The sequence below is a fragment of the Marinobacter sp. H13 genome (genome assembly GCF_059072335.1).
Map to the genome: position 1 here is coordinate 1,055,899 of NZ_JCACRU010000001.1, position 14,949 is coordinate 1,070,847.

A 14,949-nucleotide genomic window follows, 5' to 3' on the forward strand; every position below is an offset into this window, starting at 1 on the left:
CGCTGTCAGATCACAACACACCAGCTAAAGGAGGACTGCCCATGAGGATTGTCAACGCGCCCATACGTCTGCCCAACATCCTGAGCATCATCGCGGCTCTGGTTGCCGTCGTTCTTTGGGCTGTTGCCCCTTTGCTGGTCGATGCAGCGCGTTCCATCCCGCCCTTCCAGCTTACGACCATCGCCCTGATCAGTGGCGCACTGGCCGTGCTGCCCATGAGTTTCCGGGGCCGCGAAGCGCGTAAACCTGTGAAAGTGTCCTGGCAATGGAAACTGGTGATTTTCGGTCTTGTGCCTTTGCTGGTTCTGGGGGCGGTCGGCGCCTACCTGGCCGGGCTTGGCATGGCACCCACCGCAGAGGCGTCATTGATCACCTATACCTGGCCGGTCATGTTCATCCTGATCAGCCAGTGGGCCTTCCATCGGCGGATCGCCCTCCCGGTTATTGCGGGGGCACTGATTGCCTTTTCCGGCGCGGCTTTGCTGCTGGGCCCGGAGGCCCTGAATAATGGTTTTTCAGGCAACCTGACCGGTTACGGGCTGGCTCTTCTGGCTGGGGGTTGCTGGGCTCTTTACTCCTGGATCTGCCAGGCAACACCCGTAGCGATCGCTCCTGTAATGCCAGGCCTGTTCCTTCTGGCTGGCGCCGGAGCCGCAGCCGCAGATACCGTTTCCGGCTCCGCCCATGTGCTGCCTTCAGGAACCGCGCTCGCCGCTGGTGTCGCCCTGGGTCTGGGTCCATATGGCCTGGCCATGGTGGCCTGGGATCTGGCATTAAGGAAAGGCCCTACCGCACTGGTGGGCAGCCTGGCTTATGCGGTACCTGTGCTGGCCGCTCTTTTCCTGGTACTGGCCGGGATTGCCGCGCCAGACTGGCGGCTTCCGCTGGCTGCGATGCTCGTAGTTCTTGGTTCGCTGGTGGCAGCCAGCCGTCGACGAGCCTGAACCTGACAGATCGTCGAGCAAGACGACCAGTCCAAGGCAGCCTATCGGCCTTTCCCGGAAGACATGCGTATACTCCTCATGTGTAACTCAAACCGCAGAGGAGTATGCCAATGGCCGACGAAGACACGCTCACCGCCCTGAAAACCGCCTTTACCTTCATGCCCCAACCGGTCGAAATCAATCGGTTCGAATACGGCGACGATGCTGACCGAATTCTCGCGCAGGTGAATTTTGTGCGGGAAGTACTGGTCAGTCACGGCATTGATCCGGAAGAAGTCGCCGGTGAGATCAACCCGGACTCGTCACCGAATTCCTGTTACTGAGTCGACCGTCCTCCAGGAGAAAGCATGCCTTATCAGTTCGAAGACCTGAAAAAGAGCTGCCAGAACGAATGGCAGGCCTACATCGAGCACGGCTTTGTGGAGCAACTCGGTAATGCGACATTAGCGCCCGAGGCGTTCCAGCACTACCTGAAGCAGGACTACCTGTTCCTGATCCAGTTCGCGCGTGCCTTTGCTCTTGCAGCCTATAAAAGCCCGACACTGTCGGATCTCCGCCAGGCCAAGGAAGGTTTGCAGGCCATTGTGGATGTGGAGCTGGATTTGCACATCAGCTACTGCAAGGAATGGGGAATTTCCGAACAAGAGCTGGCCGAACTGCCGGAAGCCCGCGCCACACTCGCCTACACGCGCTATGTTCTGGATACCGGCAACCGTGGTGATCTGCTGGACCTGCACGTGGCCTTGTCGCCGTGCATGGTGGGCTACGGTGAAATCGCCAACTGGCTCAAAAGCCGGGCGGAAACGATTCGGGGCGAGAACAACCCCTACGATGCCTGGATCGCCATGTACGAGAGCGAAGAATTCCAGGACGCTATGCAGGCAGAGATCAGCTGGCTCAACCAGCGACTGGCCGAAGTCTCCCCTGCCCGCTTCAAGGAACTAACCCGGATTTTCAGCGACGCCACCCGGCTTGAAATCGATTTCTGGGAAATGGGCCTGAAGCAGAGCGATTGACCTGCACTACTGGTGCGGCAGGTGGCGGGCAGGTTGAAGTTCAATCCTGCGCTGCCCGCTCCTCCCGCAACCTGGCCCGCACATTCATCAACACTTTTCCGTAACGGTTATCGCCCCGACGATCCCGGCCGCAGCCCCAGAAATAATCGAAATTGCTGTTTTCAACGATTTTCGTGTCGCCGGTATCCAGCAGAGCCTCTGCCAGCTCGGGATGGGTGCGGCAGCGCACGTAGATCCCCCGTGTCATAACGGTTTCGCGCACCTGCTTCCAGTCCCGCCGCAGGCTCTTGTGGCGCTTGCGCCCTAGCTTTCCGGCCTTGCCGGGCGTGTCGGCGTTGCGCACCTTTTCCTGGCGGTTGTCGTCGGTGAACTTCATGCCCTGGAAATAGTGTTCCACGGTTGGCCAGACCTTGCCTTCCAGCTCGAAACTGTAAGGGGCATGGGTGCCCAGCGGATTGTCCGGATCTGTTCGGGACATGAACAGGTCGTTCTCACCGTTGTCGTCGGGGAAGAGAGACATTCTTGCGATCCTTTAGAAATAAGTGGTCCTGCAATACCCCTAGTATCAACGAGTACGCGCCAGGGGTCACGCCAATAAACCGGCTCATCTGCAAGACTAGAGATCTCGCAGATATCCAGCACCAAGCTGTGCAATCTGGCCCCGAATCCAGGCCACTCGTTCCAGCGCATAAGAGGATGGGGCGTTTACACTCAAAACCTTCGGATTCGGGAGTACAGCGGCAAGCAGCGCAGCCTGATATTCAGTGAGGTGGCGCGCCGGCTTCCCGAAGTATGTCCAGCTTGCGGCTTCAACCCCGTAAATACCTGGGCCAAACTCGGCAATGTTCAGATAAACTTCCAGTACCCGCTGTTTTGACCACAGGCCGTCTATAATAAGCGCCAATCCCGCCTCGATGGCCTTGCGAATGAAACTACGCCCGCTCCATAGAAAGAGGTTCTTGGCCGTTTGCTGGGTGATGGTACTGGCCCCTCGAAGCCCGTCGCCGGCCCGATACTCCGAGAGCGCCTGACGAACCGCCTCAAAATCCACGCCCACATGATGCGGGAATCGCTGATCCTCGCTGGCAACTACCGCCAGCGGCATCCAGTGAGAGATCTCGCGCATGGGCACCCATTCGTGGGCGATGGATTTGTTCGTGCCCTGAAGCTGATAACCCACCATGAAGGCCGAGGTGGGTGGATTTACGAAACGGAACATCAGAACCACCAACAGGACCAGCACGATAGCGCCAGCGCATAGCAGCAAAAACCATCGCAAAAGCTTGCGACCACCTGATGCTCTGGCCATCAGTTCAAATCCTCATCTTTGTACGATCGAGTTCCCGGCCATAATTGACCAACGGGCCGCACAGCGCGCAAACTGCTGATAGCGATTCTGCAAGAGCGTATGCCACTACCATGCCTGCAAAAGTAAAAACCCGGATTCTCTTTCATTCCAGACGCCTGAATATATACCTGGTCCGATATCCAGAAGGCCACAAGGTAGGCCCGCACGTGGACATGGTCTCCGAGGGCCGGCTCTACAAACTCAATTGGGTTCTGGCCAAACCCAAGGCCGGTGGCGAATTCATTTGCGACAAGAACATTTTCAACCTTTTTGGAAGATTGTATCTGTTTCGCCCGGATCTCTATCAGCATCGGGTATCAAAGATCGAGCGCGGAAATCGATGGCTGTTGAGTTTTGCGTTGACTTCCGGACTCCATAACTCAAGCAGGACAGTATCATGATGTATTTTGCCCATGAAATGAGCCGCGCAGCGCTGATGCCCTTGCGTATCGCGACAGACGCACAGAGTAAACTGCTCAGACATCCCCTGAGCCCCTTATCCCGCTTACCGGGCGCTCGCAGCATTGCCTCCGCCTATGGCGTGTTTGGCGATTTGACCCGGCGCTACCCGAAACCGGCCTTCAATCTGCACTCAACAGTGTGCGATGGCGAAAAGGTGGACGTCAGTGAAGTCATCCTCCAGCGCAAACCCTTTGCCCAGCTCAAGCATTTCCAGCGCAGCGTATCGCGGCCTGATGACCCGAAACTCCTGATCGTTGCGCCGCTTTCCGGACACTTTGCCTCTCTGCTGCGGGGTACCGTCAAGGAAATGCTGCCAGACCACGACGTCTACATCACCGACTGGCGTGATGCCTGTCGTGTCCCCTTGTCGGCTGGCGACTTTGGGCTGGACGACTATATCGACTACGTTATCGATTTTATTGAACAGCTTGGGCCAGACACCCATGTATTGGCGGTTTGCCAGCCCGTCGTGCCGGTGCTCGCAGCCACCGCTCTCATGGCCGAAGATAAAAACCCGGCAACACCGCGCTCGCTGGCTCTCATGAGCGGCCCCATCGACGGACGTATTGATCCCACGGCACCCTGCGAACTGGCCACCAAACACAACCTGGCCTGGTTCCGACGCAACCTGGTTCACCCGGTACCCGCGCCCTATCCGGGGGCCATGCGGAAGGTTTATCCCGGCTTTCTGCAACTGACCGGATTCGTGAACATGAACTTCGACCGCCACATTGATGCCTACCGGGGCCTGTTCAAGTCCATGCGTGACAAGGAGGTCGAAAAGATCAGACGTCATCGTGAATTCTATGACGAATACCTCGCGGTCATGGATCTTCCGGCCACCTATTACCTGGACACCATCCAGCGTGTCTTCCAGGAGTTTCACCTTGCCCGGGGCTGCTTCATGCACCGGGGCCGAAAAGTGAATCCGGCGGCTATCGAAAAAACAGCACTGATGACGATTGAAGGCGAGAAAGACGACATTTCCAGCCCCGGGCAGACCCGGGCCGCCCATAAACTATGCGTGAATATCCCGGACGCCAGGCGTCTGCACCATCTGCAAGAGGGGGTTGGCCATTACGGTGTCTTCAATGGCAGCCAATGGCGCGAATCCATTGCGCCGCGGCTCAAGACATTCATCCGCGAAGCGTGACGGGTATCACATTTTCTTGTCGCGACTCGGGTGCTCTGCTAGCTTGAATGAGGTGATTAATAATAAGGAATAACAACCAGAGCGGGCTACCGCTCCAGGGAGGATTTCATGCAAGACCTCAAGGGCAAGGTCGCCCTCGTAACCGGTGCCTCACGCGGCATCGGTCGTCACATCGCACTTCAGCTTGCTCAACGCGGCGCCGATGTCGCCATCAACTACCGCTCACGTCAGCCTGAAGGCGACGAAGTTGCCAGGGAAATCGAGGCCACCGGCGTCCGGGCACTTGCCTTCAAAGCAGACCTCTCGAAGATGCCGGAAGCGCGGAGCCTGGTTCGTCAGGTTCAGGACGAGTGGGGCCGCATAGACATTCTGGTGAACAACGCCGGCATCACCAAAGACAAGTCCATGAAGAAGCTTACCGACGACGATTGGAACGACGTCCTGGATACCAACCTGGGCAGCGTCTACGCCACCTGCTCGGAAGTGTTGAAAATCATGATGGACCAGAAGTACGGTCGAATAATCAACATCACCTCATTCGTCGGGCAAGCCGGCAACTTTGGGCAAGCCAACTACGCAGCCAGCAAGGGCGGTATCATTGCGTTTACCAAGACCCTGGCACTGGAAATGGCCAAGTACAACATCACAGTCAACGCCATCGCGCCCGGCTTTACCGAAACCGAAATGCTGGCCCAGGTCCCGGAGAATATCCGTGAACAGATCATTGCCAGGGTTCCCATGGGTCGGTTTGGCAAGCCGGAGGAAATTGCCCGCGCCGTGGTCTTCCTGGCCGCGGAAGGCGATTACATCACCGGCCAGCAGATCAACGTTAACGGCGGCGTTTACATGTAACACTTGAAAGACAGAAGGCGAAAAAATGGCTGATAAACCAATAAAAAAGCAATCAACGCCTGACTTCGAACCCAATGTGGTAAGCCGCTCTCTGGCACGAGTGGGTGTTCATGGTGGTCACCTGCTCAAGCGCTCCATAATGCGCCGTTTGCGCGGTGGCCCGCCGAATCCGGCCAGCGTCGGGAGCATGACCAAACCCTTTGTCACCCTGACCGGCAAGCTTGCAACCCAGCCAGACACGCTTCTGTTCGCGCAGATGCGACTGATCAAGGACACCAGTCTGTTCTGGTCTGGCCTGCTGGCCAGCGGTATTGGCAAGAAACCACTGACCGTAGCCGAACCGGAGCCCGGCGACGGCCGCTTCCGGGATCAGGCCTGGAACGACGTCATAGCCTTCAACGCCGTCAAGCAGGCCTATTTACTGTCAACTCGCTGGGTTATGGACACCATTGACGATGTCAGGGATCTGGACGATCACGATAAGCGGAAAGTCCGTTTTTTCGCCAGCCAGATGACCGATGCCCTCGCCCCAAGCAACTTCGTTCTGAGCAATCCGGAAGTGTTGCGCACAACCGTTAAGACACGGGGCAAGAACCTCCTGCGAGGCCTGGCAAACCTGCTGCGTGATCTGGACGAGGGAAAGGGCCCGATGCCTTTCCGCATGTCCGACCCGGACGCCTTTGAGGTGGGCGACAATCTGGCCAACACACCCGGCGACGTGGTGTTCCAGAACGATCTGATGCAACTCATCCAGTACCGGCCGACCACCGAGACCGTTCATCGCGGGCCTTTGCTGGTGATACCGCCCTGGATCAACAAGTACTACATCCTCGATCTTGGCGAGAAAAAATCCTTCATTCGTTATTGGGTGGAACAGGGCCACACCGTGTTTGTGGTTTCCTGGGTAAATCCCGGGCCAGAGCTGGCACACAAGACCTTTGAGGACTACATGCTCGAAGGTCCGGTCGCCGCCATGGATGCCATCGAGCAGGCGACGGGTGAGCGGGAAATCAATACCGTCGGCTACTGCATCGGCGGCACTCTGCTTGGTTGCACGCTCGCCTGGCTGGCCGCTCGCGGGGATGATCGCGTAAAAAGTGCGACGTTTCTCAACAGCATGATGGATTTCTCCGACGTCGGAGATCTGGCCGTCTTCATCGACGAGGACTCAATCGCCAAAATCGAGAAGGCCATGAATAAACAGGGGTATCTTGAAGGCGCCTCCATGGCAACGGCCTTCAACATGCTGCGGGCCAACAGCCTGATATGGTCGTTTTTCGTCAACAATTACCTTCTCGGCCGCGATACTGCGCCCTTTGACCTGCTGTACTGGAACTCGGACGCCACTCGCATGCCAGCGGCGATGCACAGTTTTTACCTGCGCAATATGTATCTGAACAACCGGCTGCGTGAACCCGGTGGCATTTCCCTGGCGGGCACGCCGATCGACTTGAGAAAGGTGAAGGTTCCCAGCTACTTCGCATCCGCCATTGAGGACCACATCGCACCCTGGGTCTCCTGCTACAGAGGCGCACGTAACCTGGGCGGCCCGCTGCGTTTTGTGCTCGGCGGTTCAGGACACATTGCCGGCATCATCAATCCGCCCGAGAAGAAGAAGTACGGCTATCGCCTCAACGAAGACAACCCGGCCAATCCAGAGGAATGGCTGAAAGGTGCCGAGCAGTTTGAAGGTTCCTGGTGGCCGGATTGGGTGGCTTGGGCCGAGCAGTTCGGTGGCGGTGAGGTTAAGGCTCGCATTCCGGGAGAGGGCAATCTGCCGGTGATTGAACCGGCGCCCGGGGCTTACTTGCGCAACGAGCCGGCACCACCAAGCCCGGCGGTCCGGAAGCGGCGACAACCGCAACGCGGGAAATCGGGTTCCGCGAAGCAGAAAACGCCATCACCTGAGAAAGTCACGCAGTGAAGCATCCGTGGACTGAGCGGGAAACTCTGGAATAGCGGGCCGGCGAAAGCTCCCTAACGCAGCTCGGAAACCAGGTCACCGGCGCGACAACTCCTGACTGCGCGTTTGATCTTGCCCACATCCTCGCTGTCCAGATTCGCTCGAGACAGGTAAAGCGAAACCGGGAGGGTTCCCGCTGTTTGCTGGAATACCTTGACCACATCAGGACCAAAGAGATCCTCCACCAGAAGCGCCGGCAATACGACCGCATCCAGGCGGTCATAGTGAAGCATGGCAACCAGTTGGGACCACTCTGTGACTTCTTCGATTCTCGGGTTTTCGTCGGTAATGAACTGTTCACCAACAAAGCTCCGAGGCAGCCCATATTTAAGGCCCGAGGTTTCAGATATCGGCGGAAGTTGGCGATTCGAGACAAAAACATAGTCCGCCGAAAACAACTCACCGGCGAACTCGCCGATTCTGTCCCGACGCTCACTCTGGGCAAGGGGCAGAACCATCGAGACTTCTCCCGAGTGCAAATACCCCAGCCCTCTTTTCAGAGGCACCTGAATAAACTGGGGCTGGATGTCAGCGCGATCAAAGACACATTCGTAGAGCGGCGCCAAGGACCCATAGAGCTTGCCATCGGAGTACCCGATCACGCCCTGCAACCCTTCACCAACGGCGACAGGAACCGAGGCGGCCGCAAGGCTGGAAAAGAAGATCTGCAGGCTGATGAAGACTGCACAGTGTGGCCGAACCATCGCTCCACTCCATGGGACTGAACGCATGAATTTCCTGCGATCAGGGTCGTCCAGATTCGCTTACCTTTCCATACGGACCTGTACTTAACGTCCTAGATACCTGAAACGTAGCACATTCTGATACTTATCGATGTATTTCTGATTGATGAGACCAATCACACCCGATTGCCGCAAATCGTCGAAGCATTGATCAAAGGCTGCGGCGAATGCGGGGTTCCGAAAAACCATCTTGTGCGGCGCCGGGTTAAAGATTGGCGCGAAACGAAAAGCATCAGACTGCGAGGGCCAGCTTTCACCGCGGCGCTTCTTGTTGAAGATTCTCCGATTCACTTCCGCGACCACGAATCCGTCGGCCAGAATCGCATCGACCCGGCCCATAAACAGTAGCCGGGAGTGAATGGTCTGATCGGCGATTTCGGTGAGCGAGGCGAATTCAGGTACGTTATCGCTGATCCCCAGCACATCGCCCCCTTCACGGAACGTCACCACGTTGAGACCGGCCAGGTCTTTGACCCTTTCAATCGGCCCGACACGGGAGTGATTGTAGAAAGCTCCGTTCTGGTACCAGATGTAGGCGGATGTGGAATAACCGGGAAGACGCCAGTGCAAAGGTACTGTGGCAATAGCATCGAAGTCCTGACGATCCCTGTAGGTCCTTGCATGGCGCTCATAGGGCTGCATGATGAATTCGGCCTCAAATCCGCACTCATCGAAGGTCGCCAAAACCAATTCTATATCTCGCCCCTCGAGACTTGGCTCCGCTGCACCCGGTATCTGAGCAGCGAGAACTTTAAGCCGCGGCAGTGGCTCCGAATTCGCAGCCAAAGGGAATCCTGGCAGAAGAAATAAAAAGAAATGGGCGAGCGTTGAAATCTTCAAACCGCTGTCTTCTCACCTCGGGCTAAAAAGTTCAGTTTTTGAACAATATCCTTATCCGGGCGTGCAGGCAATCACTCTGAGCATATGCCTGCAAACCAGGATGCAACTCAGCCCAGAAGACACTCCTTGGCCTCATTGATGCGCGCCGCCAGGTAATTGCTGCCACCATGGTCCGGGTGAAGTTTTTGCATCATCCTCCGATGGGCTTTGATGATCTCTTCCCGACTGGCTCCGGGCTCGAGCCCCAGAATGTCCAGCGCTTCGCTCTCGGTAAGCGGGCCGCTCGTATTGCCACTGCCGCCCGACGGATCGCTTTCAGAGGCCGCCTCATCGTCTGCTCGCCAGGAGTCTCCGAACCGGCGATCCAGGTAAGTTTCAAGTAGCCGGGCAGAATCCTCGTCCTGGCCGCGGCAATAGCGCAATAGCTCGAGGAAATCGCTTTCGCTTAGCTCCGCCAGTTCTCTCCCTTCCATCGGGCCCTTGATGATCTTGCCGCTCATGATTCCCGAGTCGTGGTCCAGAGTCATTTCCAGAATATCGCTGGAAACATGGGACTGGTTGCCCGACTTGGGTCCGGCACCGCCAGCCACGCGACCGAGCCCGCCACGCAATAGAGATGGCAGCAGGCGACGCAACAGAGGATAGAGAAAGGCCAAACCGGCGAAGACAAAATGCAGTCGCCCGGTTACAGCCAGCAAGACGACGATGCCGATACCGGCCAGCAGGGCCAGCTTGAGAATGGCGGCATTGCGCTGACTGGCAGGCTGATTGCGCAACCACACCCAGGCCACAACCGCGACAACGATGGCAACAAGCGTTAAAGGCACTCAAATACCCCGGGCACAACGGCCCATCAATGGATTCTCACAAACACTACCGGATCTGTCTGGTCAGGCGTTTCACTTCCGGGGAACTACTGCTGGAAAAATCCTGCAGAGCCTTGGCTCCCCCGGAAGCATAGACCGCAACTGCCGCCATAAGATCCTTGAGCACCTGAGGACTGTTACGGTCAAAGGGTGCGTATGCGCCCCCTGAAAGCTTGCTCACCTGCTGGAATACCGCCCTTGCATGGGCATCATTGCCCTCGTGAAACATGAACACCGGTGTGCGCAGCATTCCCAGTTCCCCGGCGGTGTGACAGAGCTCGTCCACCGGTTCCTCGCAACAGTCACCGATAAACACCACAGCTTTGACGGGCTTTGCACGGGTCTCTTTCACCGCGTGGGTCAATACCCGGCTGATCTGGGTGCGCCCACCGAGGCAGGAAACGCCGTTCATCAGATTCAGCAACTGCCCGGTTTCGGTCACAAAACCCGTGGCCTTGAACTCACCGAAGCCACGGTAGTAGCAGAGCTGAATGGCCAGGCCACCCAGATCCCGGGTTGCTATAAACAGTTCGCTCTGCAGATGGCAGGCCTGGTCCCAGGTAGCTTCCCGGCTTGCAGTCGCGTCCAGCGCGAAAATCAGCCGCCCCTGCCCGCCACCCTGCTTGGGCAACGTGCGAACCTCATTGATAAACTGGTCGATCGCCTGTTTGTCGGATCGGGTGCGTAGCTCTTTATCGGACATAGGCTCCTGAAAATCACGGCGGCTGAAAAAACTGACGCTAAAATAGTAGGGCATAGATCGCGCAATTCACAGGTTTGGCTCTTTCAGTTGGCTCCCCAGAGCACGCTGGAAACAAAGCAACGCACACGGCCATTGGCTGGTAGACCTGCCTGTTCTGATGCAGTGGCAGAGCCCGGGGCAGGTTTGGGCGTTCCGGGTGGAACGAAACGGGGACCGTTGGGCCACGATGGACAAGGACAGGGAAGTAGAAAGCGCGCTCTATTTACGCGAGTGGAGAACCCAACTGACTTATCGGCTGCACCAGGGGGGACAATCCTGGCCAACCATCGCTCTTGGTCTAGGAGCCAGTCTGGCTACCCGTGTCCAATACAAGGACCTGAACACGGGCACCGAGGATCTGAGCCTTGGGGATGCCCTGCTGGCAAGCCTCAGGCTCGATTGGTAGATCCAGGTTCCGACACTGGATCCAAACCGGGTATCAGCCTACCCGGTTGAGTGTTACGTCGATGTTGCCACGGGTTGCGTTGGAATATGGACAAACCTTGTGTGCTTCATCGATCAGCTGCTTGGCCTCGGCATCGTCCATACCCGGAAGGCTGATGCGCAATTCCACTTCAATGCCAAACCCATTGGGGATCTGGCCGATGCCAACCACGCCTTCAATGGAAGCATCTTCCGGCATCTTGAGCTTGTCGCGACCGGCCACAAATTTCATGGCGCCGATAAAGCATGCGGAATAGCCTGCAGCAAAAAGTTGCTCCGGGTTGGTCCCCTTGCCGCCGGCACCGCCCATTTCTTTCGGGGTTGCCAGCTCTACATCAAGAATGCCGTCTGACGAAATGGCACGGCCGTCACGACCACCGGTTGCTTCTGCATGGGCACGATAGAGCACTTGTTCGATAGACATAACACTTTCCTTTTTCCTTCGAATTTGAACAGAAATACCTTCCGAGGCATTTCCGCGCGACGATTTTCTAAACGACGCGTCGCCCCGTTTTATGCGATAGAAATGGTTAACTGGATCAACCCGCCAGCGCGGCCCGCACTTTCTTGCTCAAATGGCCCATCTCAACCCGGCCAAGCACCTGGGGTTTCAATTCATTCATCACCTTACCCATGTCCTGCATGCCTTGGGCATCCGTTGAACTGATGGCCATCCGAATCAACCCGTCAAGATCATCCTCGCTGAGAGCCACCGGCATGAACTCCTCAATGATCACCATTTCCGCTCGCTCTTTATCGCCCAGTTCCTCGCGGCCGGCTTCGTCGTATTGACTGGCCGCGTCGCGGCGCTGTTTGAGCATCTTGTCCAGCACCTTGAGAACATCCTCGTCATTGAGCTCGCGGCGTTCATCAATCTCGATCTGCTTCACGGCAGACTGGGCCATGCGCAAAGTAACCAGGCGGGTTTTATCCTTGTTCCGCATTGCTTCTTTTACCGCGCTGTACAGTTGTTCCTTAAGGGTTGGTGCCGTCATTGCTGATCTCCTGTTGTTTGGCTTTGTTCTGGTTTATGGGGACGAATCGGGAATAATGCAAAGGGTGGGAATTCCATGATTCCTGCTGCACTGTAGAATGCAGGCATCCGAGGAAAGAAAAAGGCGCCAGGAACAATGATTGATTTCCGCAGCGATACTGTGACCCGCCCCACCCCCGAGATGCGCGAAGCCATGGCCAGCGCCGAGGTGGGAGACGATGTCTATGGCGACGACCCTACGGTTAACAGCCTGCAGGCCTACGCCGCCCAGAGGCTCGGCTTCGAAGCGGCCCTTTTTACTGCCACAGGCACCCAGGCCAACCTGCTTGCCATCATGAGTCATTGTGGCCGTGGCGATGAGTATCTCTGTGGCCAGTCCGCTCACAATTACAAGTATGAGGGCGGAGGCGCCGCGGTGCTGGGCAGTGTCCAGCCCCAACCGATCGAGAACGAGCCGGACGGGAGCATTGATCTGGAAAAAGCCCGGGCCGCGATCAAGGCGGACGATTTTCATTTTGCCGTCACCCGTCTGCTCTCCCTTGAGAACACCATCGGAGGCAAAGTACTGCCCCTTGAGTACCAGGCGCAGGCCCGTGCGTTCTGCGACGAACACGGGCTTCTTCTGCACCTGGACGGCGCCCGTGTCTTCAATGCCGCCGTAAAATCAAACTGCGATGTCACCGAAATAACCCGGCACTACGATTCCGTCAGCGTGTGTCTGTCCAAAGGCCTGGGCGCACCGGTTGGATCGCTGCTGCTGGGGTCGGAATCATTCATCAAGCGGGCCACCCGGCTGCGCAAAATGGTGGGGGGCGGCATGCGCCAGGCCGGCATTCTGGCCGCCGCGGGACGTATCGCGCTCGAAAGGGGGCCGCTTCGACTGCTCGAGGACCATGAAAACGCCGAATACCTGAGCAACGGCCTGGCAAAGATTCCCGAACTTGAGGTCAACCCGGCCAGTACCCAGACCAACATCGTTTACGCAAGGTGCAAGGCAGGCGGGGCGTCACAGCTGAAAGACTACCTGGCCGAACAGGGCATCCTGATTACGGCCGGCGACCCGATCCGCTTTGTGACCCACCAGGATGTCAGCCGTGAGGATGTCGACATGCTGCTGACGGCCATCCGGCAATTCTACCCGTCCTGACCGGATACTCTCGCTCAAAAAAGGCCCCTCAATGGGGGGCCCTTCCAGCGTCACCTGATATCAGCCTGGGGTTACACCATCTTGCCTTCGGCAATCAGCAAGCGGCGTTCATGATGAAGGCCTTTGAACAGGCTGTAGGTCATCACCAACAGCACCAGCGTAAACGGCAGCCCGACACTCAGGGCGCCAGCTTGCAGAGCGTTGAGGGCTTGTTCACCGCCAACGAACAGAAGCACCCCGCCTCCGAATGCGCTCATCCAGAACAGAGTAATGATGGTCGGGATGATCAGAACCGCCGTGACGAACTCACGCACCGTGCGACCATGGGAGACCCGCGCGATAAACATACCTACGAACGGTGACCAGGAAATCCACCAGGCCCAGTAGAAGACCGTCCAACCATGGAACCAGGTGGTGTCTTCCTCGCGGCCAAAGGGATTACTGAGCGAGAACATATTGGACGCGTAGGAGACCGACGTATCCCAGAGCCACTGGAACACGGCAAGTGTGGGGCCGGCAAATATTACAAACAGAAGCAGCAGCCCGGCCATGATCATGTTCGCGTTACTGAGAATCCGGACACCACCATGGATCCCCCGAATCACGGAGAGGGTAGCAACAGCCGTAACGCCGGCGATCACGCCGACCTGAATATTCAGGCCTCCCTCAATATCAAACAGGTAGGAAATACCGGATGCCGCTTGCTGGGCGCCAAACCCGAGCGAGGTTGCAAGACCAAAGATGGTCGCCAGTACCGACACAGTGTCGATAACATTGCCGGGCCACCCCCACACCTTGTCTCCCAGAATTGGAAAAAAGCGGAACGAATGGTTAGCGGCAGGCCTTTATTAAAGGCAAAAAACGACAGCGAGAGCCCGACAATCGAGTAGATTGCCCAGGGATGCAGACCCCAGTGGTACATGGTTGCGCCCATCGCAATGCGGGCACCCTCAGCAGTGTTTGGCTCAACACCGAGGGGCGTTCCATACCAGTCGGTGTAATAGGCCACAGGCTCGGCAACCGACCAGAACATAAGCCCGGTACCCATACCAGCTGCGAACAACATGGCAAACCAGGACAGCAGAGAGAACTCTGGCTTGGCATCAAGCCCGCCAATCCTAATTTTGCCCACCGGCATGAAAATAAGGGCCAGACAGAAAACAACAAACAGGTTTGCGCTGAGAAGAAAGCCCCAGTCGAACACAGCGATCGCACCATTCTTGGCGCTATCGAGCAACTCCTTTGCACCTGCGGGGAAAATAAGTGTTCCGACAACGAAGGCAACAATCAGGATTGCGGTTAACGGAAATACGATGTTGTGGATATCGAAGCCGAACTTCTCGATATTATCCTGACCGGCTACGTAGTCGGTCTGATAATCGTCTGAAATGACGTCACCCAATGTGAGGACTCCTATGACTGCATAACCCGGCAG

At 57.1% G+C, this 14,949-nt stretch carries 17 protein-coding genes and 1 pseudogene; 9 read left to right on the top strand and 9 right to left on the bottom strand.

What is annotated here, in order from left to right; translation table 11 throughout:
• The first annotated feature begins 41 nt into the window (after positions 1–41).
• From AC5JQH_RS05005 to tenA, 3 genes are all read left to right on the top strand, one after another.
• On the top strand, positions 42–944 hold the full coding sequence (locus tag AC5JQH_RS05005) for a DMT family transporter (protein WP_092033349.1): 903 nt from the start codon (positions 42–44) through the stop codon (positions 942–944).
• Positions 945–1,054: 110 nt separating this feature from the next.
• Positions 1,055–1,267: a hypothetical protein gene (locus AC5JQH_RS05010; RefSeq protein ID WP_008172415.1), complete on the top strand. Its 213-nt coding sequence runs from the start codon at positions 1,055–1,057 to the stop codon at positions 1,265–1,267.
• A 24-nt stretch (positions 1,268–1,291) separates the two neighbouring features.
• On the top strand, positions 1,292–1,960 hold the full coding sequence (tenA, locus tag AC5JQH_RS05015; protein WP_493805344.1) for a thiaminase II: 669 nt from the start codon (positions 1,292–1,294) through the stop codon (positions 1,958–1,960).
• Positions 1,961–2,000: 40 nt separating this feature from the next.
• Here the strand turns inward: tenA and ybiA are convergent, their stop codons facing one another.
• Both ybiA and mtgA read right to left on the bottom strand, forming a co-directional pair.
• Positions 2,001–2,480 (bottom strand): riboflavin biosynthesis intermediates N-glycosidase, encoded by a 480-nt coding sequence (gene ybiA / locus AC5JQH_RS05020; RefSeq protein WP_008172417.1) that lies wholly within the window; start codon positions 2,478–2,480, stop codon positions 2,001–2,003.
• Between the two features lie 96 nt (positions 2,481–2,576).
• Positions 2,577–3,269 (bottom strand): monofunctional biosynthetic peptidoglycan transglycosylase, encoded by a 693-nt coding sequence (mtgA, locus tag AC5JQH_RS05025; RefSeq protein ID WP_493805345.1) that lies wholly within the window; start codon positions 3,267–3,269, stop codon positions 2,577–2,579.
• A 110-nt stretch (positions 3,270–3,379) separates the two neighbouring features.
• Between mtgA and AC5JQH_RS05030 the strand changes: the two genes are divergently transcribed.
• From AC5JQH_RS05030 to AC5JQH_RS05045, 4 genes are all read left to right on the top strand, one after another.
• Positions 3,380–3,709 carry a 2OG-Fe(II) oxygenase gene (locus AC5JQH_RS05030; protein ID WP_008172419.1) on the top strand — a complete coding sequence of 110 codons (330 nt, stop codon included), beginning with the start codon at positions 3,380–3,382 and terminating at the stop codon, positions 3,707–3,709.
• The gene (locus AC5JQH_RS05035) at positions 3,706–4,923 is read left to right on the top strand and encodes a polyhydroxyalkanoate depolymerase (RefSeq protein ID WP_039881948.1); all 1,218 of its coding nucleotides are present in this window, start codon (positions 3,706–3,708) and stop codon (positions 4,921–4,923) included. The genes AC5JQH_RS05030 and AC5JQH_RS05035 overlap by 4 nt, the downstream gene beginning before the upstream one ends.
• A 108-nt stretch (positions 4,924–5,031) precedes the next feature.
• On the top strand, positions 5,032–5,775 hold the full coding sequence (gene fabG, locus AC5JQH_RS05040) for a 3-oxoacyl-[acyl-carrier-protein] reductase (protein WP_053112845.1): 744 nt from the start codon (positions 5,032–5,034) through the stop codon (positions 5,773–5,775).
• A 25-nt stretch (positions 5,776–5,800) separates the two neighbouring features.
• Complete coding sequence (locus AC5JQH_RS05045; RefSeq protein WP_092033369.1) at positions 5,801–7,699, top strand: PHA/PHB synthase family protein; 1,899 nt, start codon at positions 5,801–5,803, stop codon at positions 7,697–7,699.
• A 53-nt stretch (positions 7,700–7,752) separates the two neighbouring features.
• Here AC5JQH_RS05045 and AC5JQH_RS05050 read toward each other — a convergent pair whose 3' ends face one another.
• From AC5JQH_RS05050 to AC5JQH_RS05065, 4 genes are all read right to left on the bottom strand, one after another.
• Positions 7,753–8,442, bottom strand: coding sequence for a type 2 periplasmic-binding domain-containing protein (locus tag AC5JQH_RS05050; RefSeq protein WP_053112847.1), 690 nt, complete (start codon positions 8,440–8,442; stop codon positions 7,753–7,755).
• 84 nt (positions 8,443–8,526) lie between these two features.
• Positions 8,527–9,321, bottom strand: coding sequence for a transporter substrate-binding domain-containing protein (locus AC5JQH_RS05055; RefSeq protein WP_254775527.1), 795 nt, complete (start codon positions 9,319–9,321; stop codon positions 8,527–8,529).
• Positions 9,322–9,428: 107 nt separating this feature from the next.
• Entirely contained in the window at positions 9,429–10,148 is a 720-nt protein-coding gene (locus AC5JQH_RS05060; protein WP_008172429.1) for a DnaJ domain-containing protein, read from the bottom strand.
• A 46-nt stretch (positions 10,149–10,194) separates the two neighbouring features.
• Complete coding sequence (locus tag AC5JQH_RS05065; RefSeq protein ID WP_491713350.1) at positions 10,195–10,890, bottom strand: VWA domain-containing protein; 696 nt, start codon at positions 10,888–10,890, stop codon at positions 10,195–10,197.
• 157 nt (positions 10,891–11,047) lie between these two features.
• On the opposite strand from AC5JQH_RS05065, the gene AC5JQH_RS05070 reads away from it, so the two are divergent.
• Positions 11,048–11,335 carry a hypothetical protein gene (locus AC5JQH_RS05070; RefSeq protein ID WP_482930996.1) on the top strand — a complete coding sequence of 96 codons (288 nt, stop codon included), beginning with the start codon at positions 11,048–11,050 and terminating at the stop codon, positions 11,333–11,335.
• A 33-nt stretch (positions 11,336–11,368) separates the two neighbouring features.
• Here AC5JQH_RS05070 and AC5JQH_RS05075 read toward each other — a convergent pair whose 3' ends face one another.
• Together AC5JQH_RS05075 and AC5JQH_RS05080 are read right to left on the bottom strand one after the other, a co-directional pair.
• The gene (locus tag AC5JQH_RS05075; RefSeq protein WP_008172436.1) at positions 11,369–11,797 is read right to left on the bottom strand and encodes an organic hydroperoxide resistance protein; all 429 of its coding nucleotides are present in this window, start codon (positions 11,795–11,797) and stop codon (positions 11,369–11,371) included.
• A 115-nt stretch (positions 11,798–11,912) separates the two neighbouring features.
• The gene (locus AC5JQH_RS05080; protein WP_491713351.1) at positions 11,913–12,368 is read right to left on the bottom strand and encodes a GatB/YqeY domain-containing protein; all 456 of its coding nucleotides are present in this window, start codon (positions 12,366–12,368) and stop codon (positions 11,913–11,915) included.
• A 135-nt stretch (positions 12,369–12,503) separates the two neighbouring features.
• Here AC5JQH_RS05080 and ltaE point away from each other — a divergent pair, with 135 nt between their 5' ends.
• On the top strand, positions 12,504–13,514 hold the full coding sequence (ltaE, locus tag AC5JQH_RS05085; protein ID WP_008172440.1) for a low-specificity L-threonine aldolase: 1,011 nt from the start codon (positions 12,504–12,506) through the stop codon (positions 13,512–13,514).
• A 71-nt stretch (positions 13,515–13,585) separates the two neighbouring features.
• Here the strand turns inward: ltaE and AC5JQH_RS05090 are convergent.
• Positions 13,586–14,916: pseudogene (locus AC5JQH_RS05090) on the bottom strand (BCCT family transporter).
• Positions 14,917–14,949: the final 33 nt, after the last annotated feature.